The 26307-nt window shown below is 64.4% G+C and carries 24 protein-coding genes; 18 read left to right on the top strand and 6 right to left on the bottom strand.

Annotation, left to right across the window (positions count from 1 at the left end):
- Positions 1 to 75 precede the first annotated feature (75 nt).
- From ABC729_RS18400 to ABC729_RS18425, 6 genes are all read left to right on the top strand, one after another.
- Entirely contained in the window at positions 76 to 960 is an 885-nt protein-coding gene (locus ABC729_RS18400; RefSeq protein WP_495609058.1) for a hypothetical protein, read from the top strand.
- Positions 961 to 1012: 52 nt separating this feature from the next.
- Positions 1013 to 1927: a DUF6282 family protein gene (locus ABC729_RS18405; protein ID WP_495609059.1), complete on the top strand. Its 915-nt coding sequence runs from the start codon at positions 1013 to 1015 to the stop codon at positions 1925 to 1927.
- Positions 1928 to 1974: 47 nt separating this feature from the next.
- Positions 1975 to 3303: an MFS transporter gene (locus ABC729_RS18410; protein ID WP_495609060.1), complete on the top strand. Its 1329-nt coding sequence runs from the start codon at positions 1975 to 1977 to the stop codon at positions 3301 to 3303.
- 38 nt (positions 3304 to 3341) lie between these two features.
- Positions 3342 to 4214 (top strand): amidohydrolase family protein, encoded by an 873-nt coding sequence (locus ABC729_RS18415; protein ID WP_495609061.1) that lies wholly within the window; start codon positions 3342 to 3344, stop codon positions 4212 to 4214.
- Between the two features lie 2 nt (positions 4215 to 4216).
- A complete protein-coding gene (locus ABC729_RS18420; RefSeq protein ID WP_495609062.1) occupies positions 4217 to 5014 on the top strand; it encodes an amidohydrolase family protein in 798 nt (265 codons plus the stop codon).
- A gap of 154 nt (positions 5015 to 5168) precedes the next feature.
- Positions 5169 to 8012: a TonB-dependent receptor plug domain-containing protein gene (locus tag ABC729_RS18425; protein WP_495609063.1), complete on the top strand. Its 2844-nt coding sequence runs from the start codon at positions 5169 to 5171 to the stop codon at positions 8010 to 8012.
- 105 nt (positions 8013 to 8117) lie between these two features.
- Here the strand turns inward: ABC729_RS18425 and ABC729_RS18430 are convergent, their stop codons facing one another.
- Entirely contained in the window at positions 8118 to 9716 is a 1599-nt protein-coding gene (locus ABC729_RS18430) for a GMC family oxidoreductase (protein WP_495609064.1), read from the bottom strand.
- Between the two features lie 142 nt (positions 9717 to 9858).
- On the opposite strand from ABC729_RS18430, the gene ABC729_RS18435 reads away from it, so the two are divergent.
- A complete protein-coding gene (locus tag ABC729_RS18435; RefSeq protein WP_495609065.1) occupies positions 9859 to 11352 on the top strand; it encodes an aldehyde dehydrogenase family protein in 1494 nt (497 codons plus the stop codon).
- Here ABC729_RS18435 and ABC729_RS18440 read toward each other — a convergent pair.
- Positions 11349 to 12107, bottom strand: coding sequence for an IclR family transcriptional regulator (locus tag ABC729_RS18440; protein ID WP_495609066.1), 759 nt, complete (start codon positions 12105 to 12107; stop codon positions 11349 to 11351). The two genes, ABC729_RS18435 and ABC729_RS18440, sit on opposite strands and share 4 nt — an antisense overlap.
- Positions 12108 to 12238: 131 nt before the next feature.
- Here ABC729_RS18440 and ABC729_RS18445 point away from each other — a divergent pair, with 131 nt between their 5' ends.
- Together ABC729_RS18445 and ABC729_RS18450 are read left to right on the top strand one after the other, a co-directional pair.
- Entirely contained in the window at positions 12239 to 13447 is a 1209-nt protein-coding gene (locus ABC729_RS18445) for an FAD-dependent monooxygenase (protein WP_495609067.1), read from the top strand.
- 92 nt (positions 13448 to 13539) lie between these two features.
- Entirely contained in the window at positions 13540 to 14679 is a 1140-nt protein-coding gene (locus ABC729_RS18450; RefSeq protein WP_495609068.1) for an alpha/beta hydrolase, read from the top strand.
- A gap of 87 nt (positions 14680 to 14766) precedes the next feature.
- Here ABC729_RS18450 and ABC729_RS18455 read toward each other — a convergent pair whose 3' ends face one another.
- Positions 14767 to 15294 (bottom strand): VOC family protein, encoded by a 528-nt coding sequence (locus ABC729_RS18455; RefSeq protein WP_495609069.1) that lies wholly within the window; start codon positions 15292 to 15294, stop codon positions 14767 to 14769.
- 78 nt (positions 15295 to 15372) lie between these two features.
- Here ABC729_RS18455 and ABC729_RS18460 point away from each other — a divergent pair, with 78 nt between their 5' ends.
- Positions 15373 to 16149 carry a helix-turn-helix transcriptional regulator gene (locus ABC729_RS18460; protein WP_495609070.1) on the top strand — a complete coding sequence of 259 codons (777 nt, stop codon included), beginning with the start codon at positions 15373 to 15375 and terminating at the stop codon, positions 16147 to 16149.
- On the opposite strand, the gene ABC729_RS18465 is transcribed toward ABC729_RS18460, so the two are convergent.
- Positions 16133 to 17011, bottom strand: a complete 879-nt coding sequence (locus tag ABC729_RS18465) for a LysR family transcriptional regulator (RefSeq protein WP_495609071.1) — start codon at positions 17009 to 17011, stop codon at positions 16133 to 16135. The two genes, ABC729_RS18460 and ABC729_RS18465, sit on opposite strands and share 17 nt — an antisense overlap.
- 124 nt (positions 17012 to 17135) lie before the next feature.
- Between ABC729_RS18465 and ABC729_RS18470 the strand changes: the two genes are divergently transcribed.
- Genes ABC729_RS18470 through ABC729_RS18490 form a run of 5 tightly spaced genes read left to right on the top strand, consistent with a single transcriptional unit; the run spans position 17136 to position 21033 of the window.
- Positions 17136 to 17957 carry an alpha/beta fold hydrolase gene (locus tag ABC729_RS18470; protein WP_495609072.1) on the top strand — a complete coding sequence of 274 codons (822 nt, stop codon included), beginning with the start codon at positions 17136 to 17138 and terminating at the stop codon, positions 17955 to 17957.
- A 12-nt stretch (positions 17958 to 17969) separates the two neighbouring features.
- Positions 17970 to 19160, top strand: coding sequence for an LLM class flavin-dependent oxidoreductase (locus tag ABC729_RS18475; protein WP_495609073.1), 1191 nt, complete (start codon positions 17970 to 17972; stop codon positions 19158 to 19160).
- 13 nt (positions 19161 to 19173) lie between these two features.
- Positions 19174 to 20136 carry an alpha/beta hydrolase gene (locus tag ABC729_RS18480; protein WP_495609074.1) on the top strand — a complete coding sequence of 321 codons (963 nt, stop codon included), beginning with the start codon at positions 19174 to 19176 and terminating at the stop codon, positions 20134 to 20136.
- Positions 20133 to 20522, top strand: a complete 390-nt coding sequence (locus ABC729_RS18485) for a carboxymuconolactone decarboxylase family protein (protein WP_495609075.1) — start codon at positions 20133 to 20135, stop codon at positions 20520 to 20522. Before ABC729_RS18480 ends, ABC729_RS18485 begins: the two co-directional genes overlap by 4 nt.
- Positions 20512 to 21033: a flavin reductase family protein gene (locus ABC729_RS18490; RefSeq protein WP_495609076.1), complete on the top strand. Its 522-nt coding sequence runs from the start codon at positions 20512 to 20514 to the stop codon at positions 21031 to 21033. The genes ABC729_RS18485 and ABC729_RS18490 overlap by 11 nt, the downstream gene beginning before the upstream one ends.
- A gap of 314 nt (positions 21034 to 21347) precedes the next feature.
- On the opposite strand, the gene ABC729_RS18495 is transcribed toward ABC729_RS18490, so the two are convergent.
- Entirely contained in the window at positions 21348 to 22349 is a 1002-nt protein-coding gene (locus tag ABC729_RS18495; protein WP_495609077.1) for an ornithine cyclodeaminase family protein, read from the bottom strand.
- Positions 22350 to 22497: 148 nt separating this feature from the next.
- Here ABC729_RS18495 and ABC729_RS18500 point away from each other — a divergent pair, with 148 nt between their 5' ends.
- Together ABC729_RS18500 and ABC729_RS18505 are read left to right on the top strand one after the other, a co-directional pair.
- Complete coding sequence (locus tag ABC729_RS18500; RefSeq protein WP_495609078.1) at positions 22498 to 23199, top strand: TetR/AcrR family transcriptional regulator; 702 nt, start codon at positions 22498 to 22500, stop codon at positions 23197 to 23199.
- A gap of 179 nt (positions 23200 to 23378) precedes the next feature.
- Entirely contained in the window at positions 23379 to 24080 is a 702-nt protein-coding gene (locus tag ABC729_RS18505) for a TetR/AcrR family transcriptional regulator (protein WP_495609079.1), read from the top strand.
- 2 nt (positions 24081 to 24082) lie between these two features.
- Here ABC729_RS18505 and ABC729_RS18510 read toward each other — a convergent pair whose 3' ends face one another.
- Positions 24083 to 24907 carry a M55 family metallopeptidase gene (locus ABC729_RS18510; protein WP_495609080.1) on the bottom strand — a complete coding sequence of 275 codons (825 nt, stop codon included), beginning with the start codon at positions 24905 to 24907 and terminating at the stop codon, positions 24083 to 24085.
- A 105-nt stretch (positions 24908 to 25012) separates the two neighbouring features.
- On the opposite strand from ABC729_RS18510, the gene ABC729_RS18515 reads away from it, so the two are divergent.
- Positions 25013 to 26251, top strand: coding sequence for an MFS transporter (locus ABC729_RS18515; protein WP_495609081.1), 1239 nt, complete (start codon positions 25013 to 25015; stop codon positions 26249 to 26251).
- Positions 26252 to 26307 lie beyond the last annotated feature (56 nt).

Raw genomic sequence — 26307 nt, forward strand, 5'->3', positions numbered from 1 at the left:
CCTACTGTTCCAATCGGCAAGTGCCGGAATATAAAGAATTTGTTTCCGGGAGGCTGCGTGTACGGAAAGAATGACTTGCGGGCTGCATTGGCGCCAGTGGCGACGAAGCCTGCGACAACCCCCTTCAAACCCGCTTCTTATGGGCGCTTCTATGCCGAAGCACCGGCAGAAGAAGGGCCGCTGGCCCGTACCTGGCTGGCGCGGGGCCAGAATTTGATCGTTGCCTACAGCCGTGTGTCTCCTGGTGCTGTATTGTCGCGGACCGATCAGATCGATGAATATGCCGTCGTGCTGCCCGATGCGGGCCTGTCGGTGGAGATCACGGCGGGTGAGCAGACGGAGATGGCCCATGGCCCCTGCGTCGCCTTCGTGCCGCCGGGCGGCAGCGTTGTGAAGGCGCTGGGGGAAGGGGACCTGTACCGGTTGATCACCGTGCGGTCCACCGATCTGGCGGGACGCTGTGCCAATGCCGGCGATTATGCCACGCCGGACCCCAATGTCCCGGAATTCCAGGCCTGGCCCGACCCCGTCGGCGGGTTCCGTATCCGCGTCTATTCCGGTGATGTGCCGGCACAGCAGGGGCGGTTCGGCCGGCTGTACCGCTGTTCGACCATCATGGTGAACCTGACCAGCGGCCGGCCCGGTCCCCGTGACCCAGCCGACCTGTCGCCGCATCACCATGATGATTTCGAGCAGTACTCCATCGCCACCGCGGGTGAGTTCATCCACCATCTGCGCTGGCCCTGGACGGGCAACAGTGCGCACTGGCTGGACGACCAGCATGAATTCTGCGCCAGCCCGTCGGTCGCGGTGATCCCGCCGCCGGCCACGCATACCTCGCAAGGGGTGGCGAACGGGTTGAACCGCCTGCTGGACGTGTTCTGCCCGCCGCGCAGGGACTTCTCGGCGCGCGAAGGCTGGGTGCTGAACGCAGCCGATTACCCGGCCCCCGAACTCTGACCAAAGCCGAAGAACCGCCCCCAGGCGGCACCATATCAGTATGGAGGAAAAGATGACGGACCCCAGGATCGATGCCCTGCTGATCGGCGCGATTGACCTGCATTGCCATAGCGGCCCCTCGGTCATGCCCCGCAGCCTGAACCATGTGCAGGCCATCCATGAGGCGGAGGCCGCCGGCCTGCGCGCCATCCTGTTCAAGGATCACTATTACTCCGTCACGCCGGTGGCCGAGCTTCTGAAGGAGACGATGAAGCCGAAGATCGAGCTGCTGACGGGCGTACCGCTGAACAATACCTCGGGTGGGCTGAACCCCTATGCGGTGGAGCATGGATTCAAGCTGGGCGCGCGGCTGGTCTGGATGCCCACATTTTCGGCGGCCAACCATATCCGCCATTCGCATCGCCGCCAGTTCCTGCCCACCAAGGAAAAGATGCTGCCGCCGACGGCGCTGAGCGTGGTGGATGCCAAGGGTGCCTTGCTGGATGAGGTAAAGATCATCCTGGACCAGATCGCGGATTACGACGCCATCCTGTCGGCGGGCCATCTGCATATCAGCGAAATCTGGCCCCTGTTCACCGAGGCGAAGAAGCGCGGCGTGAAGCGGCTGATGGTCAATCACCCGACCTTCCTGATCGACTGCAACGCCGCCGACATGAAGGAACTGGCCGCCATGGGTGCCTTCCTGGAGCATTCCTGCTGTATGTGGGCCGGCGTCCAGGGCAAGCATTACACGCTGGAAAGCCTGGATGTGGTGATCAAGGCCGGCGGCGTGGACAGCACCATCATCGGGTCCGACTTGGGCCAAGTGGGTAATCCCAGCCCCGTCGAAGGCTTCCGCCATGTCATCGGCATGTGCATCGAACTGGGTTATTCCGACGATGACATCCGCAAGATGATCAGCACCAACGCCGCCCGCCTGGTCGGGCTGGACGAGCCCAGGCAGGCACGATCCGCCGCAGCCGAGTGATCAGCCCACCATAACGACGAAAAGTCGGAATTCAGGGAGAAACGAGCATGCCGGCCAGTCCCTTGGACGTCCTTGCCAAGATGCCGATGCGCACGCGGCAATATGTGATCATCGCGCTGTGCTGCCTGATCAACATCACCGAAGGCTATGACATGATGTCGGCGGCCTATACGGCCCCGCTATTTTCCGCCGAATGGGGCGTGCCGCGCACGGCGCTGGGCATCCTGTTCTCCATGGGGTCGCTGGGGCTGGCCATCGGTGCCTTCGCGGCGGCACCCATTGCAGAGCGGATGGGACGGCGCGGTGTGACCTTCGTGGCGCTGGCCGGCATCACCGTCTCCCACGTCTTTTCAGCCTTTGCCAATTCCATGGAGATGCTGACGGTCCTGAAGTTCCTGATGGGTGTCGGTCTGGGCATGCTGGTGGTCAGCCTGAATGTGCTGGTCTCCGAATATGCCAATGACGACCGCCGCAATCTGATGCTGTCGATCCTGCATACGGGCTTCAGCATTGGCATGACCTTGAGCGGTGCCATCGCCGGCTTTCTGCTGGAACCGTATGGCTGGCGGTCGGTCTTTGTCGTGGGGGCCGGCATCAACATCACGCTGCTGGCGCTGCTAGCCGTGTTCATGTGGGAATCCCCGACATATCTGGTTACCGCCCAACCCCGGAATGCCCTGCCGCGCCTGAACAAGATCCTGACCGGCCTGGGCCACCAGCCGCTGGACGCGCTGCCGCCCCGGCCGGAACGGCAGGTCAAGCAGAACAAGGCCGCCGCCCTGCTGTCCGCCGACGTGCGGCGCCTGTCGATCATCATGTGGGTCGCGTCCTTCGTCTACGCCGTCGTGGGGTATTTCCTGCTGAACTGGAAACCGACCGTGCTGGTGGAGGCCGGGCTGACCCCAACCCAGGCCAGCTATGCCGGGGTTTTGCAGGGTATCGCGGGCTCCTGCGGTCATCTGGTCTTCGGCCTGTTCGCGCGCCGGATCGGGGAGGAGCGGATGACCGCTGTCTTCTTCCTGGTCATGGGCGTGGTGCTGGTGGTGTTCGGCGCCGGCCATGCCAGCCCGGTGGTGATGATCGCCCTGGCCTGCACGCTGACCTTCTTCACGGTCGGGTCCTATACCGGCGTGTTCCTGACCACCATCGCCCATTACCCGCCGCACCTGCGCAGCTTCGGTGTCGGCTTCGTGGTGGGCTTCGGCCGGGCCGGGGCCGTACTGGGGCCGCTTATCGGCGGGATGCTGCTGGATGCTGATATCGGACGGGCCATGGCCTTCGTCTTCTTCGCCGCCATGTGCATCATACCCGCCGTCGCCATGTTCGTGCTGGGCCGCAGGGCCGAGCCGGGCACGGCCGCGCCGGCCTCGACCTGAGGGGTGCGGCAATGGGTCAGGCAACCAGCCGGGAACCGTTGTACGATTCCCACGCACATGTCTTCACCACCGACGAGGCGCGCTATCCCATGGATACGCGCAACGCCAGGGAGGGGGAGGAGAACCTTCGCCGGCGCATCGAAGCTGACCCGATGACGGGGGAGCGGCTGCTGCAACGGTGGGAGGCCACCGGCATCATCGGCGGCACCGCCGTGCAATACAACACGGTCTATAAGAAGGATAACCGCTATCTGCTGGATATGGCGGATGCCTATCCCGGCCATTTCTCCGCCGTTGTCATGCTGGACGCCCAGGACCCGGAAAGCCCGGCCAAGATCGACCGGATGGTGGCCGATCACGCCATCGTCGGCCTGCGCCTGTTCGGATATCCGGACGCGGAGGGCAACTATCCCTGGCTGGACAGCGACGCCGCCCTGAAAAGCTGGGCGGCGGCTGACCGGCATGGGCTGACCATGGTGGTCATGTATGCGCCGGGCGTGCCGTCGGCGGCGGCGCTGGAACGTATTGCAGGTCTGGCCTGCCGGTTCCCGCGGCTGCGCATCGCGCTGGATCATTTCGGCTGGCCCGGCGGGGGGGAGCCCGGTTCGATGGGGCTGGTGCCGGAGCTGCTGGCCATGCGCCGGTTCCGCAATGTCTATTTCAAGCTGACGACCATCAATTTCCAGATGTTCGACAAGGCAGGCGTTGATCACGCGGCCTTTGTGCGGCGGGCGGCGGACCTTATGGGGGCCGACCATATCATGTGGGGGTCGGATGTGGGCAACACGCCCGACAGTTATGAAAGCATGGCGGCGCAGGCGCGGGCATCGGCCTTCCAGCTGACCCCGGAAGAGCGCCGTCTCTATCTGCGCGCCACGGCCCGCAGCCTTTTCCAGCGGGGAGTGCGGTAGGAATGCTGGCCGATCCGCCCATTGTCGATGCCCACGCCCATATCATGACACGGCGCATGCCGTTCCGGGAGGATGCCTGGACCCGGCCGGATTATGAATATACGGCCGAGGATTTCGTGGCCGATCTGGACCGGCACGGCATTGCCTTCGGCATCGTCACTGCCGCCAGCCTGTATGGCGATTATAATGACTATACGCTGGCGGCACTGGCCCGGTACAAGCGCCTGCGCGCGACCGTGATGTTGGAGCCGGAGACGGACGCGGCATCGATCCGGGCGCTGGCCGACCAGGGCGTGGTGGGCGTGCGCATGCAGTGGAAGCTGGATGCCGCCCCGCCGGACCTGACCAGCTTCCGATACCGGAAATTCCTGAACCGTCTGGCCGATTGCGGCATGCATGTCGAGTTGAACGCCAGCGCCGATCAGCAGGCGGTCGTGCTGCCGGTCCTGATGGCGCACGGCATCAATGTCGTCGTCGATCATTTCGGCCTGCTGCGCGCCCCCGATGGCATGGAGGGGGACGGGTTCAAGGCGATCCTGCGCGCGGTCGCCACGGGACGCGCCTGGGTGAAAATCTCCGCCGGGTTCCGCCTTGATCCCGCGCTGCGGCAGGCGGCGACGGCGAGGCTCCTGTCGGAAGCGGGCGGCGAAAGGCTGCTCTGGGGCAGCGATGCGCCCTTTGTTGGCAAGGAAGGGGCGGTGTCCTATGCCGACACCATCGCCCTGTTCCACGAACTGGTGCCTCATGCCGCGACGCGCCGCCGCATCTCCGACGCGGCCCTACGGCTCTGCTTCTTTTGACGTGCGCCGAACCATGCGGGTTGGCCAAGGTTTGATGCCGGAACGGTATTGATCGCGCCAAGAGTAGCATTGGATTTTCGTTATCAACGAATTCAGTATGAAAATAACAAACAATACAGTGCCGGATCGAAGCCGTCCGGTCAGGGAGGAACAGATGGTTCAAGAGCTGCGTCGCGGTTCCCACATGCCTGTATCGAAATTCGGTCCGGTTAGCCTGATCGCCCTGGGCGTCGGCTTGCTGGCCCCCCAGATGGTAGAAGCACAGGAACTGGAGCTGGAAGAGATCGTCGTCACCGGCACGCGCATTTCCGGCTTCACTGCCCCCACGCCCCTGACATCGGTCGGGGCGGCGGAGCTGCAGGACAAGGCGATCAGCACGGTTTCCGACCTGCTGCAGGAGGTGCCGCAGCTGAAGGTCAACCAGAATATCGGCAAGTCGAGCGAGCCCATCGGGGCGTCCAACGCCGACCTGCGCGGCCTGGGCACCCAGCGCACCCTGGTACTGATGAATGGTAACCGGGTGGGCGTGACCGATCCCGCCGGCACCATCGATACCAACATCATCCCCATCGCCCTGATTAAGAGCGTGGAGATCGTTACCGGCGGCGCGTCCGCCGCCTATGGCTCCGACGCGGTGGCGGGTGTCGTCAATTTCGTGCTGGACAAGGAGTTCGAGGGGGCTAAGGCCGACGTGTCCTATGGCGTCTCCGATTATGGCGACTTCCAGCGGCCATCGGTGAATTTCGCCGTGGGCCACGGGTTCCTGGACGGCAAGCTGCACGCCTCGGTCGCCGGCGATTACATGCATAATAACGGGCAGACCAGCCAGGCCAGCCGTCCCTGGGGCGATGATCGCTGGGTACAGCTGACCAACCCTGCCTATACGGCGACCAACGGCCAGCCGCGCCTGCTGATCGTCAATAATGGCGTCTTTTCGCAGATGACGCCGGGCGGCGTGGTGGGGCTGCAGGGCGGCAACAATACGCTGGCCCGCAATCTCGCGGCCCGCCTGGGCTTTGCCGCCGGGACCGGCGTGCAGTTCGGGCCCAACGGCGTGCCCATGCCGTTCGAATATGGCACCAATATCGGCACCACCTACATGCAGGGCGGCGGCAACGGCGATCAGGCGGTGGATGGCGGCAATCTGCTGCCCAAGATCGAACGCAAGAGCGCCTATGGACGCGTCGATTTCGAGCTGACAGAGGATGTCAGCCTGTTCGCCGACATGCTGTATTCGGAAGTGCATGCCAAGTCGGATCTGGTGCCGAACCCGGACACGGGCACGCTGACCATCCGCAATGACAATGCCTTCCTGCACAGTTCCGTGAAGGCGGCCATGGCGTCCCTGGGCCTGACCAGCATTCCGTTCGGCCGGTACAATGTGGAAGATGGCAATTCCATTTTCGAGACGACGACCAAGGCCCGGCGCGCCAGTTTCGGCGCGGAGGGCAGCCTGGGCGGCACCTGGGCCTGGAGCGTGACGGGACAGCTGGGCCGAAACACCTATGATCAGGCGGCCTATAATAACCGCATTTCGCAGCGCTGGACCTATGGCATCGACAGTGTCATCAACCCGGCCACGGGTCAGGCCATCTGCCGCGTGCTGCTGAACAATCCCAACCCGACGGCGGCGCAGGACCCCTATGGGGATATCCGCAACTGTGTGCCGATCAACCCGTTCGGCGCCGGGTCCATCACGTCGCAGGCGCTGTCCTATTACCACGGCACCTCCACCACCTTCGCGGAGATGGAACAGCAGGTTTACGCGGCCAATATCTCCGGTTCCCCCTTCTCCACCTGGGCGGGGCCTGTCTCCATCGCGGCGGGTGCGGAATACAGGACGGAGAAGACCACCCAGACGGCGGATGCGGATTCAGCCGCCAGCCGCTGGCGCTCCATCAATTCGCAGCCCTTTGCCGGCAAGTATAATGTGAAGGAAGCCTATACCGAGGTGGCGGTGCCGCTGGCCGATGGTGCCGCCTTCGCCAACAAGCTGGAACTGAACGCGGCGGCCCGGTACACGGATTATTCGACCAGCGGCGGCGTCTGGAGCTGGAAGGTTGGCGGCAATTACGAGCCGATCCCCGACCTGCGGTTCCGGGGCACCCTGTCCCGCGATATCCGCGCGCCCAACAATTTCGAGCTGTTCTCCAAGGGTAATCAGGTGATCAATTCGATCATCGACCCCAACGACAATATCGCCCGGCAGACGACGCTGATCACCGGCGGCAATCCCAATCTGCTGCCGGAAAAGGCCGATACCTATTCGGTCGGCGTCGTGGTGCAGCCGGAATGGCTGAGCGGGTTCCGCGCCTCCTTCGACTATTACAATATCAAGGTGAAGGACGCGATTTCGGTGGTGGCGGGGCAGGATATTGCCAATTTCTGCTTCCGTGGACAGGCGCAGTTCTGCCCCAGCATCATCCGCACCAACGGCATCATCACCCGCATCAACATTGTGCCCTTCAATGCCAATGCCCAGGAAGTGGCGGGGCAGGATTTCGAGGCGGTCTATTCCTTCCCGCTTGATCTGGCCGATGCCGGCGGCACCATGCAACTGCGCCTGCTGGCCAGCCATGCCGACAAGCTGAGCACCACGGCCAATGGCCGCACGGATGATTATGTCGGTCTGGCCGGCATTTCGCCCCCGCCGCAGGGCGTGCCGGAATGGCGCGTCAATCTCAGCGCCAATTACAGCATCGATGACTGGAAATTCGGCCTGGCTTACCGCTATGTCTCCGGCGGCAAGATCGATACGCGGTTCAACCAGACGCGACTGGACATCGCCGACAACAGCATCGACGGCATCAACTATTTCGATGCCAATATCGCCTATGACATCACGGAAAACCTGACCATCTATAGTTCGGTTGAAAACCTGACCAACGAAGCGCCGCCGATCACGCCGAACGGCATCGTGCAGCCAACCATCGCCAATTCGCCCTTCTTCGACAATCGCGGGCGCTACTGGGTGTTTGGCCTGCGCGCCCGGATTTGATTTTCCCCCAGCAACTGACACCGGAGCGGGCGACCGTTCCGGTGTTTTTTTGTTTGGGGGATGGACGGATGACGCATGCAAAAGGGGCGCATGCGTCATCACATTTCAGGCTCGGATCAAATCCGCCGCCTTTTCCGCGACCATGATCACGGGCGCATTGGTGTTGCCACCGGGAACGGTGGGCATGATGGAGGCATCGACGACGCGGAGATTTTCGACCCCGATGACACGCAGGTGCGGATCAACCACCGCGTCATCGCCGCTGCCCATGCGGCAGGTGCCGACCGGGTGCTGGGTGATGCGCAGATTGGTGCGGATGAAGGCGTCAAGCTCGGCGTCGGTCTGGCGATCAGCCCCCGGCTTTGTCTCCCACCCCGCGATTTCGGCCAACGGGCCGGCGGCGAACAGGGCGCGCAAGGCCCGGATGCCCCGGCGCAGTTCGGCATAGTCGCGTTCATGCGACAGCAGGTTCAGCTGCACCCGCACCTTGTCTGCCGGATCGGCCGAACGCAGACTGACGCGCCCCCGGCTTTCGGGATGCAGCTGGATCACCATGACGGAGAACATGTCGGCCAGCCGCTTGCCCAGGCCCGGCGTCCAGATTTTCGCATCCAGGCGCACCGGCATCACCATCAGCTGAATGTCGGGCCGGCTGAGTTCCGGCAGTGTGCGGATCAGGGCGGCGCAGCTGGTCACCTGCGACGCGAACGGCCCGCTGCCCAAAACGGCCCAGCGCAGCACCGAAAGGGCGGCGCGGTCCAGGCGCAGTTGCCGCAGGAACGTGTCACCCGTCACTGCGAATTCGCCATAGACCAGGGGATGTTCGGACAGGTTACCGCCCACGCCGGGGCTGTCCACCCGCACATCGATCCCGTGTTCGCGCAGATGGGCGGCGGGTCCGATGCCGGACAGCATCAGCAAGTGCGGGGAATTGTAGGACCCGCCCGACAGGATGATTTCCCGCCGCGCCCGCACCTGATGCGGGACGCCGTCGCTGCGATATTCCACGCCCACGGCGCGGTTGCCGTCGAACAGGATGCGCGTCACCTGCGCATGGGTGACCAGATGCAGGTTGGGCCGTTTCAGGGCGGGGCGCAGATAGGCGCGGGCCGCACTGGCGCGCCGTCCGCGCAGGTCCACCGTCACCTCGCTGAGCGCGAAACCTTCCTGCCGCTCGCCGCTGAGATCATCGCTCATCGGGAAGCCGGCGGCGGCGGCCGATTCCATGATCTGGTCGATACGCAGCCACGGATGGCTGACCGGGTTGACCGACAGCGGGCCGTCGTCGCCATGATAGGGGCCGGCCCCGCGCCAGCTTGTCTCCATCTTGCGGAAATAGGGCAGGACATCCTCATAGCCCCAGCCAGGACAGCCCAGATCGCGCCATTCATCATAATCGCCGGAATGGCCGCGCATATAGATCATGCCGTTGGTGGTTGAACAGCCGCCCAGCACCCGACCGCGCGGCAGGGGCACGCGACGGCCGTTCAGATGCGGTTCCGGTTCCGTGGCATAGCCCCAGTCCTTGGCCGGGTCGGCCATGGCGGCCATGAAGCCCAGCGGCATGGCGTGGAACGGGCTGGCATCGGAGCCGCCCGCCTCAATCAGCAGCACGCGGCGTGTGCCGTCCTCGGTCAGCCGATTGGCCAGCACGCATCCGGCCGATCCGGCACCGACGACGATATGGTCGAATTCCTGCGACAAGGTCCCTCGCACAATCTTGAAAGGAGCTGTTGCACAATAACGGAAGATGTTCAACAATAGCAAACGAAGAGACGCCCCCGATGCGGCGTCTCTGTGGCATTGCGCCGAAACCATCCCATCCATCATAGCCAGACGGTGACACATGCCGGATATCGCAAAGGATAAACTCGCCCTGGACGGCGCATTGCAATTCGCGGGCAGGGAGCATGGCCTGTTCATCGACGGGGAGTGGCGCGAACCACGGTCGGGTTCCAGCTTTGAAACCTTCAATCCCGGCGACGGATCGCGCATCGGCCGCGCGGCGGCGGGCGGGGAGGCGGATGTCGATCTGGCCGTCCGTGCGGCGCGGGCGGCCCTGGACGGACCCTGGGCCACGATGAAGCCGTCGGAACGCGCCCGCCTGCTGTGGCGGCTGGCCGACGCGATTGAGGCGCATGCGGATGAGTTCGCGATGCTGGAAACGCTGAACAATGGCAAGCCGTTGCGCGATGCCCGCATGTTCGACGTGCCGCATGCGGTCGAGGTGCTGCGCTACAATGCCGGCTGGCCCACCAAGCTGAATGGGGAGAGTGTGAACCTGTCCGGCCCCGGCACCTGGCACGCCTATACGGTGCGGGAACCGGTGGGCGTGGTGGCGGCCATCGTGCCCTGGAATGCGCCGCTGGCCATGGCGGTGGCCAAGACGGCACCGGCACTGGCCGCCGGTTGCACCATCATCCTGAAGCCCGCTGAACAGACGCCGCTGACGGCGCTGCGCCTGGCCCATCTGATGGCAGAGGTCGGGTTCCCCAAGGGCGTGTTCAATCTGGTGACCGGGTTGGGCGAAGCGGCGGGGGCCGCCCTTGTGGCACATCCGGGCGTGGACAAGGTGACCTTCACCGGCTCCACCGAGGTGGGGCGCCTTATCGTCAAGGGCGCCACCGTCAATATGAAGCGCGTGACCCTGGAACTGGGCGGCAAGACGCCGGTCATCGTCATGCCCGATGCCGATATCAACCGCGCCATTGAGGGAGCGGCCCGGTCGATCTTCACCAATGCCGGCCAGATCTGCAACGCCGGCTCCCGCCTGTTCGCACATGAAAGCGTGTTCGATGCGCTGGTCGAAGGGGTGGCAGACTTTGCCGGAAAGCTGCGTGTCGGACCCGGTCTGGACCCCGATACGCAGATGGGGCCGGTGGTGTCAGCGGAACAGAAGGCGCGGGTTCTGTCCTATATCGAGGCGGGGTTGCGCGACGGGGCGACGATCAGCGGCCAGGGCAGTGCAGCCTCCGGCCCCGGCTATTTCGTGCCGCCCACGGTGCTGACCGGCACCAATCCGCAGATGTCGGTAGTGCGGGAGGAGATTTTCGGCCCCGTCCTGTGCGCCATGTCCTTTAGCGACGCTGATCTGGACCGGATCGCGGCTCAGGCCAATGACACCGATTACGGGCTGGGCGCCATCGTCTGGACCCAGAACCTGAGTGCCGCGCACAAGCTGGCCCGCAAGATCAAGGCCGGCACGGTGCGCGTGAATGGCGGCGGCCTGGACCCGGCGCTGCCGTTCGGCGGGTTCAAGCAATCCGGCTGGGGCCGGGAGAACGGGCGGGAAGGGATCGAGGCCTATACGGAGGTGAAGTCGATCGCGATTGCCCTTTAAGCCCGTAACCGCCCCCCCATCTTCACCGTCACGCGCCCTGCGGCGGCCAGGACCTGATCGATGCTGGACTGTGTACGCGCACCGGTCAGGTATTTGTCGGGTCCCAGCAGGGTGAGCGCTGCGGCCAGACCGTCGCTGTAATCGAAGATGGGGGCGGAGATGGCGGCGAAATTGGCGTTGATCAGGCCGCTGGTGGTGGCATAGCCCCTGTCGCGCACCTCGGCCATCAGCGATGCCGCCGGCATTTCTGCGTCGCGGTCGGCAGCCAGGGTGGTCTGGGCCTGCGGCAGGAAGGCCAGGAAAACCAGGCCGGTGGCGGAACTGGCCATGGGCAGGACATGGCCCAAGCGGACCGTAAAGGCACCCTGGCGGTTGCCATCCACCTTGGACACGATGGCCGGGCCATATTCGGTGAAGACGGACAGATAGGTGGCGCAGCCGGTCTGCGCCGTCAGTTCCGCCATCTCCCCGTTCGCGGCCTCCACGACCGACAGCTGCCGGATGGCCGACAGGCCCAGTTCGGTGGCGTAGGGGCCAAGGGAGTAGCGCGCGGTCTGCGGGTTCTGCGCCACCAGCCCTTCGCGCATGAAACTGGTCAGGTAGAGATGCGCCTTGCTGGCCGGCATGTCGGCGTCCCTGGCGATGTCGCGCAGCGCCATGGGTTCATGGGCCTGTTGCAGGACGCGGATGACGCGGAACCCGACCTCAATCGACTGGACGCGTCGCTTCTGGTTCAGGGCGTCATCGGGCGGCATCGGCGGTTTTCTCTCTCTGGTTTGTCTCATGCGTAACAGAGGAGCGGGGGTGCCGTCACCTGTGCATTGCGCTGTGGTCAGGATTTGAGTCTTGTGTTATTGACGAACACTATTCAGAAATAGCAAACAACATGAAGCGCAGCGAGGATCAGATGCGGATAGCGATTGTCGGGGCGGGCATGGGCGGATTGACGGCGGCCCTGGCGCTTTTGCAGCGCGGGTTCGACGTCACCGTCTATGAACAGGCGGACGAATTGCGGGAGGTGGGGGCCGGGCTGCAGATCAGCGCCAATGGCACCCGCGTCTTCGCGGCACTGGGCATCCTGGATCAGGTCCTGGCCCAGTCCTTCTGCCCGGTGGGCAAGGAAATAAGGCTGTGGAGCACGGGGCAGACCTGGAAGCTGTTCGACCTGGGTCCGCAATCGGTCGAACGCTATGGCGCGCCGTATATCACCATCCACCGCAACGACCTGCATACGGTGCTGGCCCAGGCAGTACGTGCCTTGAAGCCCGACGTGATCCAGCTGGGTGCACGCTGTGTGGATGTGGAACAATGGTCGGGCGGGGTGGTGCTGTCCTTCGCGGCCAAGCCGGCGCAGCGCCACGATCTGGTGATCGGGGCCGACGGGGTGCATTCCATCATCCGGCAGAAGCTGTTCGGGGAGATGCAGGCAAGCTTTACCGGCATTGTCGCCTGGCGCGGCGTCATTCCCATGGACAAGCTGCCGCCCCATCTGGTGCGCGATGTCGGCGTCAACTGGATCGGGCCGGGCGGGCATATCGTCAATTACCCGATCCGGCGCGGCGAACTGATGAATTTCTCCAGCGTCGTGGAAAACCAAGACTGGAAGACCGAAAGCTGGTCCAGCCCGTCAACGGTGGAGGCCTGTCTGGCCGATTATCCCGGTTGGCATGAGGATGTGCAGGATTACATCCGCGCCATCCCGCAACCCTTCCGCTGGGCGTTGCTGTCGCGCCAGCCGCTGGAGAGCTGGACGGCGGGCCGTGTCACGCTGCTGGGTGATGCAGCGCACCCGATGCTGCCCTTCATGGCATCGGGTGCGGCCATGGCCATCGAAGACGGGTTCGTCCTGGCCCGCGCGCTGGAAGCCTATGGCGATGATCATGCCCAGGCGCTGAGCGCCTATCAGGGTGCCCGGATCGAGCGGACGACGCGGGTGGTGCAGGGGGCGGCATCCAATGCCGGTCGCTTCCACAATCCCGCCCTGGCCAGTGCGGAGGGCGCGCAAGCCTATATCGACCGGGAATGGGACCCGCAGAAGGTCGCGGAACGCTACGAATGGCTGTTCCGCCACGATGTCACGACGGTGCCGCTGTAACGCCTTCGGGTGCTGGGCACCATTACTAAGTAGAACATATAGAGAGGGATCAGATGTCGGAACGGACGTCTTGGGTCAGGCAGCCGCAGGTGGTGAGCTTTCCCGATAACAAGGGGTTCAGCGAGACCTATGGCTTCGCGGGCAACTCGGGAAAGGTCAATCTGGAGGGGCAATTGCTGTGCCCCGCCGGGGAGCGGGCGCGGACGGTCTATGTGTTCATGCACCCGACCTCCACGCTTCAGTTGCTGCCCATGCCCCTGGCGCTGGCGGATCGGGGCCTGCATGTGCTGTGCGCGGCCAGCCGCTATCCACGCAATGACAGTGCCCTGATCATGGAGAAGGTGGCCATCGATCTTGGCCGCTGGATCGCGCATGCGCGGGACGTGCTGGGCTATGAACGGGTGGTGCTGGTCGGCTGGTCGGGCGGCGGGTCGCTGTCGCTGTTCTACCAGGCGCAGGCGGAGAAGCCGACCATCACCCATACGCCGGCGGGGGATACGGTGGATTTGACCACCGCCGACCTGTCGCCCGCCGATGGGGTGATCTTCATCGCGGCGCACCTGTCGCGGGCGGAAACGCTGACCGAATGGCTGGACCCCTCGGTGATTGATGAGCTGGACCCCGACCGGCGCGACATCGAATTCGACATCTATGCCGAGGAATGCCCCAACAAGGCGCCGTTCAGCGCCGATTTCATCGCGGCATTCCGCGCCCGGCAGGTGGCCCGCAATCGCCGCATTACCGCTTGGTGCCAGGAACAGCTGGAACGCTTACGCGCCAGGGGTGGGGCAGAGCAGGAAAGAGCCTTCGTCGTCCACCGCACCATGTGTGACGTGCGCTGGCTGGACCCGACCATCGAGCCCAGCGAACGGCGGCCGGGCTGGTCCTATATGGGCGATCCGCGTACCGTCAATGTCGGTCCGGTGGGGCTGGCCCGGTTCTGCACCCTGCGTTCATGGCTGAGCCAGTGGAGCTATGACCTGTCCAACGCCAAGGGGCCGATGAATGCCGCCAAGATCAACCGCACGCCGGTGCTGCAGATCGAGAATACGGCCGATGACGCCGTGCCGGCGGCGCATAATCCGATGATCCATGCGGCCCTGGCGACGCCGGACAAGGAATATCACCGCATCGTGGGGGCCACGCATTACTATATCGGCCAGCCCGAGCACCTGGAGACCTGCATGGGTCTGATCCTGGACTGGAGCCGGAAGAAGGGGTTTCTGGCGTAGGTCAGGTCGAGCCGCAGGCGAGCCCTGACAGGCGATGGTACCATGTCAGGGCTCGGGCTTCGCCCTCGACCTGACCTACGCAATATCTCAACCCGCCCGTGCCGCCAGCCGCGTCGCCTTGTCAGCCGTCCATTTATCCAGGTCGGCGCGGGCGTTGCGGGCGGCCTCGGCGACATAGCCGGGCGGCTCGGTGCGGGTGGTGACTTCCAGGCGCAGGCCGTTGGGGTCGAAGAAATAGATGGATTTCACGAATTCGTGATCGACCAGCCCTAAGACTTCCACCCCATGCGCCTTCAAGCGGTCGCGCATGGCAAGCACGTCCTCCACCGACCCGGTCTCCATGGCGAAATGCTGGACCCAGGCGGGGGTGTTGGGGGAGGGTTCCGGCATCTGGTTTTCGCCCAGGTCGAAGAAGGCGATGTAGGACCCGTCCTGCATGGCAAAGAACATATGGGCATAGGGCTTTTCCTCGCCCGTGCTGGGCACGCGGTCGGCGGTCATGCAATTGACCAGCGGCAGGCCCAGGATGTCCTCGTAGAAATGGCGTGTTTCCTCCGCGTCGCGGCAGGGATAGGCGTAATGGTACAGGCCCTTGATCGGCGGCGGCGTGGACATGGCGGGTCTCCCTTGGTTTGGTTGATGGCATCATAGGGCGGGGGAAGGGCGGTTTCGTCCCCCCGGCGGGAGGACAGGATGGTGATGCGCAACGATATCGGCATGCTGGCCGGCATGGTGGCCACGGTCGGGTCCCCGGAATTTCCGGCCCGGTTCCTTGCGACGCTGGAAACGCTGTGCGGGGCGCGGCTGTTTTCCGCCTTCTGCTTCCAGGGGGCAGACGCCCTACGGACCCTGTTCGCGGAAGGGGAATGCCGGGGCGCGCCCGACTTCGCCCGTACCGCCTCCACCGCCTATTCAAGGCGCTATTGGCGGCAGGACAGCGACGTGCGGCGCGCGGGGGCAGGGGTTCGCGTTGTGAGGACCTGTGCCGGCGATATCGCCGACGCCGATTATCGCCGCACCTGTTACGAGAATGGCGGCATCGGGGAACGGCTGAGCATCCAGGCCGCAGGGCGGCAGCCGCTGATCGCCAATGGCTATCGCGCGGCCAGCGATGGCGGCTTCCGGCCGGGTGATATCGCACGGCTGGAGGAACTGGCGCCGCTGCTGATGGCCGCCCTGTCGCGCCATGTCGAACTGTCGGCCAGCCGTCCCGGCGACGAGACACCGGCGGCAGTGCGGCAAACCCTGCTGTCTGCCGATGCGGGTCTGAGCGCGCGGGAAGCGGAAGTGGCGGCGGGTTTCATCCTGGGCCGGACCCAGGGGGAGATCGGGATAGAGACCGGCCTGACCCTGTCCAGCGTCATCACCTACCGCCGCCGCGCCTATTGCAAGCTGGGCGTCATGGACAAGCAGGAACTGCTGGCGGCTTATCGACAGTTGCGGTTGGGTGGACCTACCGCATCGCGTTGACGAAGCGCAGGACGGCGGGTGAGGGGTCGGATTTGCGCCAGGCAAGATGCAGGCGGAAGGACACTTCCAGGTCCTCTACCTCACGCAGCACCACGCCCTGACGCGGGGTGCCGCCGGTTTTCTGGGTGAAGCCGATGCCCATGCCGACGGCGACAAGGGACAGCAGGATGCTGTCGGTTGCCGTTTCCTGCACGATGTTGGGGGAGAAACCGTGCGACAGGCAGGCCTGCATCAGCCGGTCGAAATAGCGCGGCTGCGGCTTGCGGGCCGGGAACAGGAAACGTTCGTCGGCCAGATCCTTCATATGGATCGGGCGCTGTGCCAGGGGATGATCCTCATACAAGGCCAGCACGATCTCACTGCTGCCCAGTTCGCAGCTGTCCAGCAGGCCCAAATTCTCGTCCGACAAGTGAATGTCATAGACGATGGCCAGATCGACGGTACCGTTGCGCAAGCCATCGATCTGGTTCATCGAACTCATCGGCAGCAGGTTAAGTTCCACCAGCGGTTCGTCCAGGCGAAACTGCAACAGCTTGGCCGGGATTTCAGGGTGGCGGGACGCCAGCTCGCTGAACCCGATCTGGACGGAGCCGACCTGACCCGTGGCGTAGCTTTTGGCCCGCGCCACGGAGCGCTGCAGCTTCTCCAGGATGGCGTTCGTATCCTCCAGGAAGGCGCGTCCAGCCGGTGACAGGCGCACGCCGCGCGGCAGCCGTTCGAACAGCTGTACGCCCAGTTCATCCTCCAGATCACGCACCTGCCGTGTCAGGGCCGGCTGGGCAATATGGATGGCCTGCGCGGCGCGACCGAAGTGCTCCTCGCGTGCAACTGCTTGAAAATAACGGAGATGCCGAAGTTCCATGGGCAATTGATACCGCGCCGGCATCGGTTCTGCAAGACAAAGAATTGGACGGTTAAGCCTTGCCCCGGCCAGTAATTGGGCATCGTCAATCATGCGCAAAAGCGTTCAAGAAAGGTCATGGCGGATGAACAGTGAAGTGGCGGATGCCCTTTCCCCTTCCGGAACGCGGTTCCTGCATGTGGGCGGTGTGCGCCTGGAAATGCTGGTGAAAGGCGAGGGCCGGCCCCTGCTGCTGCTGCACGGCATGGATGGGGTCGAGGGTCTGCCCCCCCTGATCGACCTTCTTTCCGCCCGCTACAAGGTCCATGCCCCCTCGCATCCGGGTTTCGGGGGGTCCGATCTGCCCCGGTCTTTCTCCACGGTCGATGATCTGGGCTATTTCTATCTCGACCTGCTAGAGCAACTGGACCTGCGCGATGTTGTACTTGCCGGCTTTTCCTTTGGCGGCTGGATCGCGGCGGAGATGCTGGTCAAGAATAATGGGCGTATCGCCCTGTCGGTGCTGGGCGCGCCATTCGGGATCGAGACGGCGGACCGCAAGACGCGCCGGGTGCTGGATATCTTCACCCAGGATAGCCGCACCGTGGAGGCCAAGTCGCAGGTGACCCCGGCCCCGAAACTGGACCTTGCCGCCCTACCGGACGAGGTGCTGGAGCGGCGCGTGCGCAATGCCGAGGCGACGATGCTGTTCGGCTGGTCGCCCTATATGTGCAATCCCAAACTGCGACACCGCCTGCACCGCGTCACCACGCCGACGCTGGTCCTGTGGGGGCAGGAGGATGCCATCGCGTCGCTGGATTATGGCCGCGACTATGCCGCCCTGATCCCCGGCGCGGGGTTTGAGACCATCCCGGATTGCGGCCACCGCATCTATGTCGACCGGCCGGACGTGGCGGCAGCGAGCATTGAAGCCTTTGTTCAACGCGCCGTTTCCGTGGCCGCTTGAAGGAACAACATCATGAAAGTCTGGCAATTCAGCGAACAGGCCTATCATCCCGCCTTCGAGGTGCCGGGGCCGATGCGCATCACCCTACCGCAGCATCATTGCGATCCTGTCGAGGCGGGAAGGCTGATCAACCGCTATCTGGATGAATATGTCCTGGCCGATGAGCTGGGCTTCAACATCATGATCAATGAGCATCATGCGGCGGCGACCTGCATGTCGACGTCCTGCATGACGACGCTCGCCATCCTGGCGCGGCAGACGCGCAATGCCCGCCTGCTGGCGCTGGGCATTCCCATCGGCAACCGGGCCAACCCGGTGCGCGTGGCAGAAGAGATTGCCATGGCCGACGTCATCTCCAACGGGCGTCTGGAGGTGGGGCTGGTCAAGGGGGCCGCCTATGAGGTGTTCATGTCCAACCGCCAGCCTGTCCGCTTCATGGACCGGTTCTGGGAGGCGCATGACCTGATCAAGGAGGCGCTGAGCAACCAGGGTGAGAATTTCTCCTGGGATGGCGAGTTCTTCAATTACCGGGCCGTCAGCCTGTGGCCGCGTCCCATCCAGCAGCCCACGCCCCCCATCTGGATGACGGCGTCCAGCGGCAGCAGTGCGGCACAGCAGGCCAGACTGGGCTATGTCTGCGCGACCTTCCTGTCGGGTGCCGTGGCGCGGTCGGTGTTCGACGCCTATCGCAAGGCCTATCAGGAGGCACATGGCAAGCCGGCGTCCGAAGACCGGTTGGGCTATCTGGGGCTGGTCTCCGTCGCCAATGACCGCAAGACGGCGTTCGAGCGGGCGGAGCAGATGAAGGCCTATTTCACCACCGCCGCCCGTCTGGACCCGCAATTCCGTAATCCAGCGGGCTTTACCTCCGTCAAGGATAATGTCCGCCTTCTGAAGGCCGGGCCCAACGCCATCCGCCCGCGCCTGCGCGATGGCAGCCCGCTGCCATCCGATGCGACCATCGAGCAATATATCGATGCCGGCCTGATGTTTGTGGGCACGCCCGATGACGTGTTCGGGCAGATCAGCCGCTTTTATGCCGATGTCGGTGGGTTCGGCAACCTGCTGATGATGGGGCAGGCGGGCACGCTGGGCCATGCGGAGACGGTGGAAAACCTGTCGCTGTTCGCCAAGGAAGTGATGCCCCGGCTGGCCGAACTGTCGGTCGCGGCACCCGACATAAGGTACGAGGCCTTTGCCTGAAACGGGGGACGCCATGGTGGATGCTCCCGTTTCGTTGGCGGAGGGGATGGAAGCCTATCTGGCCGCGTTCCGTGCGGCGCAGTCGCCGCCGGGCGGAACGCTGGCCGCTGCACGTCTGTCATCCGACTTAGGCGCCGATGCCTTTGCCCGGCCAGCAGCGCCGGCCCTGCGCCGCCATGTCAGCTTTATCGTGCTGCCGGGGCGGGAGGTCGCGGTGACGATCCTGCATCCGGGCCGCGCCGTGGTGCGGCCGGGCATCTGTTACTTCCATGGCGGCGGTTTCGCGTTTGGCAGTGTCGAGAGCTTCGACATCGTGGCCCAGGCGCTGGCGGAGGAGACGGGGGCCGTCGTGGTCAGCGTGCAGTACCGCCGCCTGCCGGAGAACAGCTACCGTGCCGCGCAGGAGGATTGCTTCGCGGCGTTCCAGTGGTTCTTGGCACATGCGCCCCTGCTGGGCGTCGATGCGCGGCGCATCGCGGTGGCGGGTGACAGTGTCGGGGCCTTGTTCGCCACCGTCACAGCCATGATGGCGCGGGATGCCGGATTGCCGGTGCGGCCCGTGTGCCAGTTGTTGATGTACGGGGCCTACGCGCTGGTGCCCGGTCGTTCCTCCTATCTGCGCGGGCGCGATCCGTTATTGAGCGCGCAGCGGGTGGAGGATTTCGTCCGGCTTTACCGGCAGTCGCAGGAGGCGGAACCTTGCCACCCACCGCCCTTATCCACGCCCGACCTGTCCGGCCTGCCGCCGGCGGTGCTGATCGGGGCGGAATATGATCCGTTGCGGGCGGAGGGTGATGAATATGCCGACCTTCTGCGCGCCGCCGGCGTGCAGGCGGAGGTAATGACGGCACCGGGCATGATCCACGGGTTCCTGCGCGCGGTCGCAATGTCGCCCGCCGCCGCCCGGGTCATGAAATCCGCCGCAAAGGCAATAGGGCCGCATCTGTGGCCCGACAATCAGGAGGAAACAGCATGAGTTCATCCCATGATACCGAGGCCGCCGAACGCGGCCGGGCCTTGCGGGAGCAGATTTTCGGCGCGGAAGGCATGAAAAGCCACATTGAGGCCGATGATTTCACCATGCCCCTGCAGGATGCCGTGACCCGTATCTGCTTTGGCGAAGTTTGGAGCCGACCGGCCCTGTCGCTGAAGATCCGGTCCATGCTGACCATTGCCATCCTGGTGGGCCAGACGCGGCCAGCGCAGCTGCGCAACCATGTGAAGGGTGCCATCGCCAATGGCGTTACCAAGGAGGAAATCCGCGAAATTCTGCTGCATGCCACGCTTTATGCCGGGCTGCCGGCGGGGGCGGACAGCTGGCGGGAGGCGGCGGCGGCGCTGAGGGAAATCGATGCCTACTGATATCGCTACGGCCACCGATCCCTTCCTGGTGGCGGCGGCCCTGCGCAGGGGGCTGCGCAGTCTGGCCAAGGCCGTCGTCGTCATCACGTGTCAGCAGGGCGGGCAGCGCCACGCCATGACGGCCACTGCGGTCAGCGAGCTGAGCATGGATCCGCCCTCCATGCTAATCTGTGTGAACAGGACGGCCAGCCTGTTCGCGCCGCTGTCGCAGGGGGCAGATTTCTGTATCAACATCCTGGCAGCCCATCAGGCCGATATTTCCAGCATGTGCGCCGGCAAGGAGAAGGGGGAGGCACGGTTCACGATTGGCGATTGGCGGCAATCACCGCTGGGTCATGCCTATCTGGCCGACGCGCAGGCCAGCTTTTTCTGCCGCAACGTGGCGAAGACGGAATATGGCACCCATGGCGTCTTCATCGGCGCGGTGCTGGAGGTTATTGATCTGACCCCGATCAATCCCCTGGTCTATATGGATGGACGGTATGGACGCTTTCAGGCGGGGGGTGCCTGAAGTCAATTTTCCGACTGCGGACAGCTGACTTGTGCTGGGGGGCAATTACTGACCACACTTCATCCGACAGCCAGAAATTGGCCTATAGTCAATCCTCCCATACATTTCCTGTCAGCGATGATCCCATCATCGTGCTGCCCGCCGTGGACGCACGACACCACCAATAGGGACGGGATCTCATTGTTGGAGCCAGAGTCTATCAAGCGCGCATAGTCGCGCCTGATAGACTTCGGGATTTTCTCCTATTGTTCACGCTTCAAATAAAGTCGCTTGAAGTGATAAAGCTCCGTGCAAGACCGTATTCGATCCGACATTTACAATGTGATCGACTGAACCAGCCCGCTTGCCATCGCCGCCGGGTCATTCAGTGCCTTGTTCAGCAGGTGCTGTGCTGCCACGAGGTCCTGTGCCACGATACCCACCGACTTGTAGAGGGTGATGTCCTCTGGGCTGGCGCGGCCCGGCGCCAGCCCTTCCAGCACGTCGCCCGTGCCGCCGATAATGTGGCTTTCTTCAATCAGGCCTTGGGCAAGGGCATCCTGATAGTCCCCGGCCAGTGCCAGGGTCGAGGGCTTGTAATCGACATAGAAGCGGCTGCGCACGACGGCTTCGGCATCGATCTCCCGGTTCTGCGGGAAGCTGGAGCCGACGACGTTCAGGTGGCAGCCCGCCGGCAGCCACGCCCCCCGCAGGATGGGATCGCGTGAGGCTGTGGTGGTGCAGATGATGTCAGCGGTGGCCACGGCTTCCTGCACGCTGCTGGCCGGCTCCACGGTGATCCCGTGCTTCTCCGACATACGTTGGCTGAAGGCGGCGGCCTTTTCGGCGGAGCGACCCCACACCGCGACATGGGTGATGGGGCGGACGACCTTCATCGCGGCGACATGCTGTTCTGCCTGCTCGCCATAGCCCAGAACGGCAAGACGGCTCGATTCCGGTCGGGACAGCAGGCGGGTGGCGAGCGCGCTGGCGGCCGCCGTGCGAATGCCGGTAATGGCCCCACCATCAAAGATGCCGACCAGGGCACCATGAACCGCTTCGAACAGCATCACCAGACCGCGATGGGAGGGGAGGCCGACATCGAAATTACCGGGGAAGACACTGACCACCTTGATGCCGAACGCTTCGGGTTCGTCGATCCAGCCCGGCATCATTGACAACAGATTGCCCGGAACGGGCAGGTCCAGGCGGCTGCGCGGCGGCTGGCGCGTGCCGCCACGGGCCGTGCGGGCCATGCCATGGGCCACGGCCTCGATACATTCGGACATGGGCAACAGGGCTTCAACCGCGTGGCGATCCAGAACGACGATGGACATCTTGTCTTTCTCCGTATTTTCAGTGACAGGGGGAGCGGTGGCATGCCTGAACCGGCATTTTCCAACCGACATTGGAATCAAATTCATTTATCCTGACGCGCGATACCCTGGGGGCCATCGCGGCAGCAGGCGGAAGGAAGAGGGAAGCGTGACGACGAGGCGCAGACGCAACGCCGTGCAACGGGACCCGGGTCTGCCCCGGACCCGCAAGGGCCTGGAGACGCGGGACCGGCTGATCGATGCGGCGACCAGCATGGTCAACCGCATCGGCTATCAGGATCTGCGGCTGGCCGACATCGCGGCAGAGGCAGAGGTGCCCTCCAGCCTCATCTATCGCTATTTCAAGGGGAAGGCGCAGATCGTGCTGGCGGCGCTGACGCGTTTGCGCGACGAGGTGCAGGACCTGCTGGCCGCCGATAGCACCGGCAGCGCCTTCGACCGCATCCTGGACAAGAACCGCCGGATTATCAGCCTTTATGCCGGCAATCCCGGCCTCCTGCGCTGCATCATCTCTTTCAGTGCGGATGAGCCTGAATTCCAGCAGTTGTTCCGCGACATGTCGCAGCGCTGGAACCAGGCCGTGGCGCGGTCCATCGCCCGGCAATTCCCGGACGCCCGCGTGACGGAGGGGGAGCAGCTGATGCTGGCCCATGCGCTGTGCAGCATGGTCGATAACTTCGTTTATGAATGCCTGGTCCTGCGCAGCCCAATCCTGGCACCCGTCTTTGCGGAAGACAGGGAGGATATGGCGCTGTTCGTGTCGCTGCTCTGGCATCGGGCACTCTATCTCCGCGATCCGCCCGCCGATCGCATGGGCCGCTTCGCTGGCCTGACCGGCTTCCATCTCTGATCGCGGCGGCGTCCTTGGGGACGGTCGGGATCACATCATGAATTGATATTGAAAACAACTTCATTTTACACCTCATTCAATCCAATGTCCAGGCCTGAACAGGTATGGCCGGGCCAACTAGGCAGGGGAAAGGTTGGGTGCTAGGCTGTCTTCCGCAATGTTCAGGGTACGGACGGTCAATGTCGCAGGGTGAAAATGGCGCTGTCGCCACCAGCCGGGGTGCGCGCAGCCGGCAGCGCATAAAGGACGCCTGCAAGCAGGTGCTGGAGCGTGACGGCTACCGTGCGCTGCGTCTTGTCGATGTCGCACAGGAGGCGGATGTCCCCATCTCGCTGCTGTACCATTACTATCCCGACCTTGAGAGCCTGGCCATGGAGGTGCTGCAGGAAGCGGTGACCGACATGATGGAACAACTGCGCCAATCCATGACGCAGGAAGGGCGGCAGCGCAGCGCGGACGGTTTTGATCCGCTGATGCGCGCCACCGCCGTGCTGGCCCGGCAATATGCCGAACGTCCCGGCATCATGCGCAGCCTGTTGCAGTTGGAGGATTCCGAACCGCGTTTTGCCGCCTTCTATCAGGAGGTCAGCGCCGCCTGGAGCCGGCGCGTGGCGGCCAACACCCAGCGACGCTTTGCCGATGCCGGCGTCGATCCGGCGATCCATGCGGCCCTGGCCCATACGCTGGGCGGCATGGTGGATCGCGCCCTGTTCGATCTTTATGTCCAGCCATTGCCGGAACTGGCCGAGGGCGGGCTGGACCCGGATCGCATCGCCCGCTTCCTGTCCATCCTCTGGTACCGTACCGTCTTCCTGGCCAACCCGCCTGCCGACCTGATGGGGGAGTTCGCGGGCATGGCCGATCTGAAGGCCCAGGGCTGAAATCAGGGCGACGGTGTGTAACTGGTCATGAATTTCAGGATGCGGGCCAGGGAAGGCGCGTCTTCCGCCGTAAAACCGACGGTGACCGCGTCCAGCCGGTGGAAGCAGGGCAGATAGGCCAGCAGTTCCGCGTTCCAGTGGTTCTTGAACTGCACTTCCACCGTCAGTGGCGTATCCACCAGCAGCGGCCTTGACGTGGCCCCGGCGCGGACCGCATCGGCGGCGGCAGCCCTGATACGCCGCCGCGCCTCTGCCGGCATTAGGGTGCGCGCCGACAGGCGGCCGTGCGCAAACTTCGTGGTGGCCGTCCGGACCGCCGGCCCCAGGACATCCGTGGCATGGGCGCAGGTGGCGTCGTCGCCTGTCACCAGGGTGACGGGCACCCCGAAATGGCCGGCGATGATACTGTTCACAACAATTTCCGACGCCGCCTGTCCATTCACCCGTAATCCGGCAATGGTCAGGCCCGCGAAAGTATGGGCCAGAACCCCTTCTGCCTGATGCACGCCCGTATGCTGGCCGATCATCAGGCAGGCGGCGAACGGGCCCGTCTCGATCCCCTGCATCATGCCCAGCGGGCGCGGCCAGGATCGCACGACCTGCACATGGTCGGGCAGGGCATCCAGCAGCAGGTTCTGCGCCTCGCCATGGCTGTCGGCGATGACGATCTCTGTGGCCCCGGCCTCCATGGCGCCCTCGCAGGCGGCGATGACCTCACCCGTCATCCATCCGCGCGCCTGTTGATATTCGAAGCCGCTGATGGCCGTCTGCTGGCGCGTCACGACGCCGGCCACCCCCTCGATATCGGCACAGATGAAGACGCGCATGGCTTTCGCTCCGGGTTGGTTGACAATAAGTGAAATAATATTCAAATTCATCTTTTGCAAGATATTGGATTGTACCCGCTGTGGCGGGCACGGGAAGGCATGATCATGAACGGGACGGGGAACAGCGGGCCAGCGCGGGCAACGGTCTTGGCCTATGCGGCGGGTTCGCTGGGGACGGGCGTGCTGTCGACCGTGCCGGCTGTGCTGCTGCTTTACTATTGCACGCAGACGCTGGGTCTGGCCCCGGGACTGATCGGTCTGGCGCTCTTGCTGGCCAAGGGCTGGGCCATTGTCTGGGACCCGCTGGTGGGGCTTTGGGTGGACCGCACGGGACGGCGACGCTTCTTCCTGTTGACCGGCGCCATCGGCACCTCCTTGTGTTTCGCCGGCCTGTTCCAGCCACCGATCACGGGTGCCTTTGTCTGGGTGGCCGGCTTCTATCTGGCGCTGACTTGCTGCAACGGGTTGTTCGCCGTGCCCTATGTGGGTTTGCCGGCGATGATGGAGGCGGATGCCGACCGGCGGTCGCGGCTGGTTGCGGCGCGTATGATTTTTTCCCTGACGGGGGTACTGGCCGGGGCCGCCCTGGCACCCGTGCTGGTGGCCAGTTTTGATGGCGGCCCGAAAGGGTATGCCGCCATGGCGCTGATGATGGGCGGCTTCTGTCTGGTCACCATGCTCCTGCCCTTGCTGGGTTTGAAGGGTGTTGCATCGGTCGCGGGCGGGTCCGGCCTGTCCCTGGCCGGCTCCCTGGGGCGTGCCTGGGCCAGCCGGCGGTTCCGCGCGCTTGCGTCTTCCTATCTGCTGCAAATGGCGGCGGCCAGCGGCGCTACGGCGGCGCTGCCCTATCTCGCGGCCCGGCTGTCCGGGCAGGGGGAAGCGGCGATTGGCGCGGCGATGGGCGTCATGCTGGGAGCCACGGTCCTGGCGACGCCCGCCTGGGCGCTGCTGGGGCGGCGCTGGGGGGAGGGGCCGTCTGCTGCGCTTGGAGCGGGGCTTTATGCTCTGCTTCTCTGCCTTCTGGGCATCGCGGGCCTGTCGGGCCTGGGCTGGAACCTGTTGCTGGGGCTGCTGGCCCTGTGCGGTGTGGCTTTCGCGGCCCTGCAGGTGCTGCCCTTCACCCTGCTGGCGGGCCTGACGCGGGAAGAAGGTGGCGACAATGTCGGCGTCTTCACCGGTGTCTGGACGGCCCTGGAGAAACTGGGACTGGCCAGCGGCCCCATGCTCCTGGGCCTCGCCCTGCAAGCAGCGGGAGAGGCCCAGGTCACAGGCGCTTGCCTGTTCATGGCCATCGCATCGCCGGCCTTGCTGGCCGGATCGATGGTTCTGATCCGGCGCTGCTAGAGTGAATACACGCTGATCGGAATCGCTTCTTCGTTCGTCATCCCGGCTTTCGCCGG

The sequence above is a fragment of the Niveispirillum sp. CC-CTL257 genome (assembly GCF_059489915.1).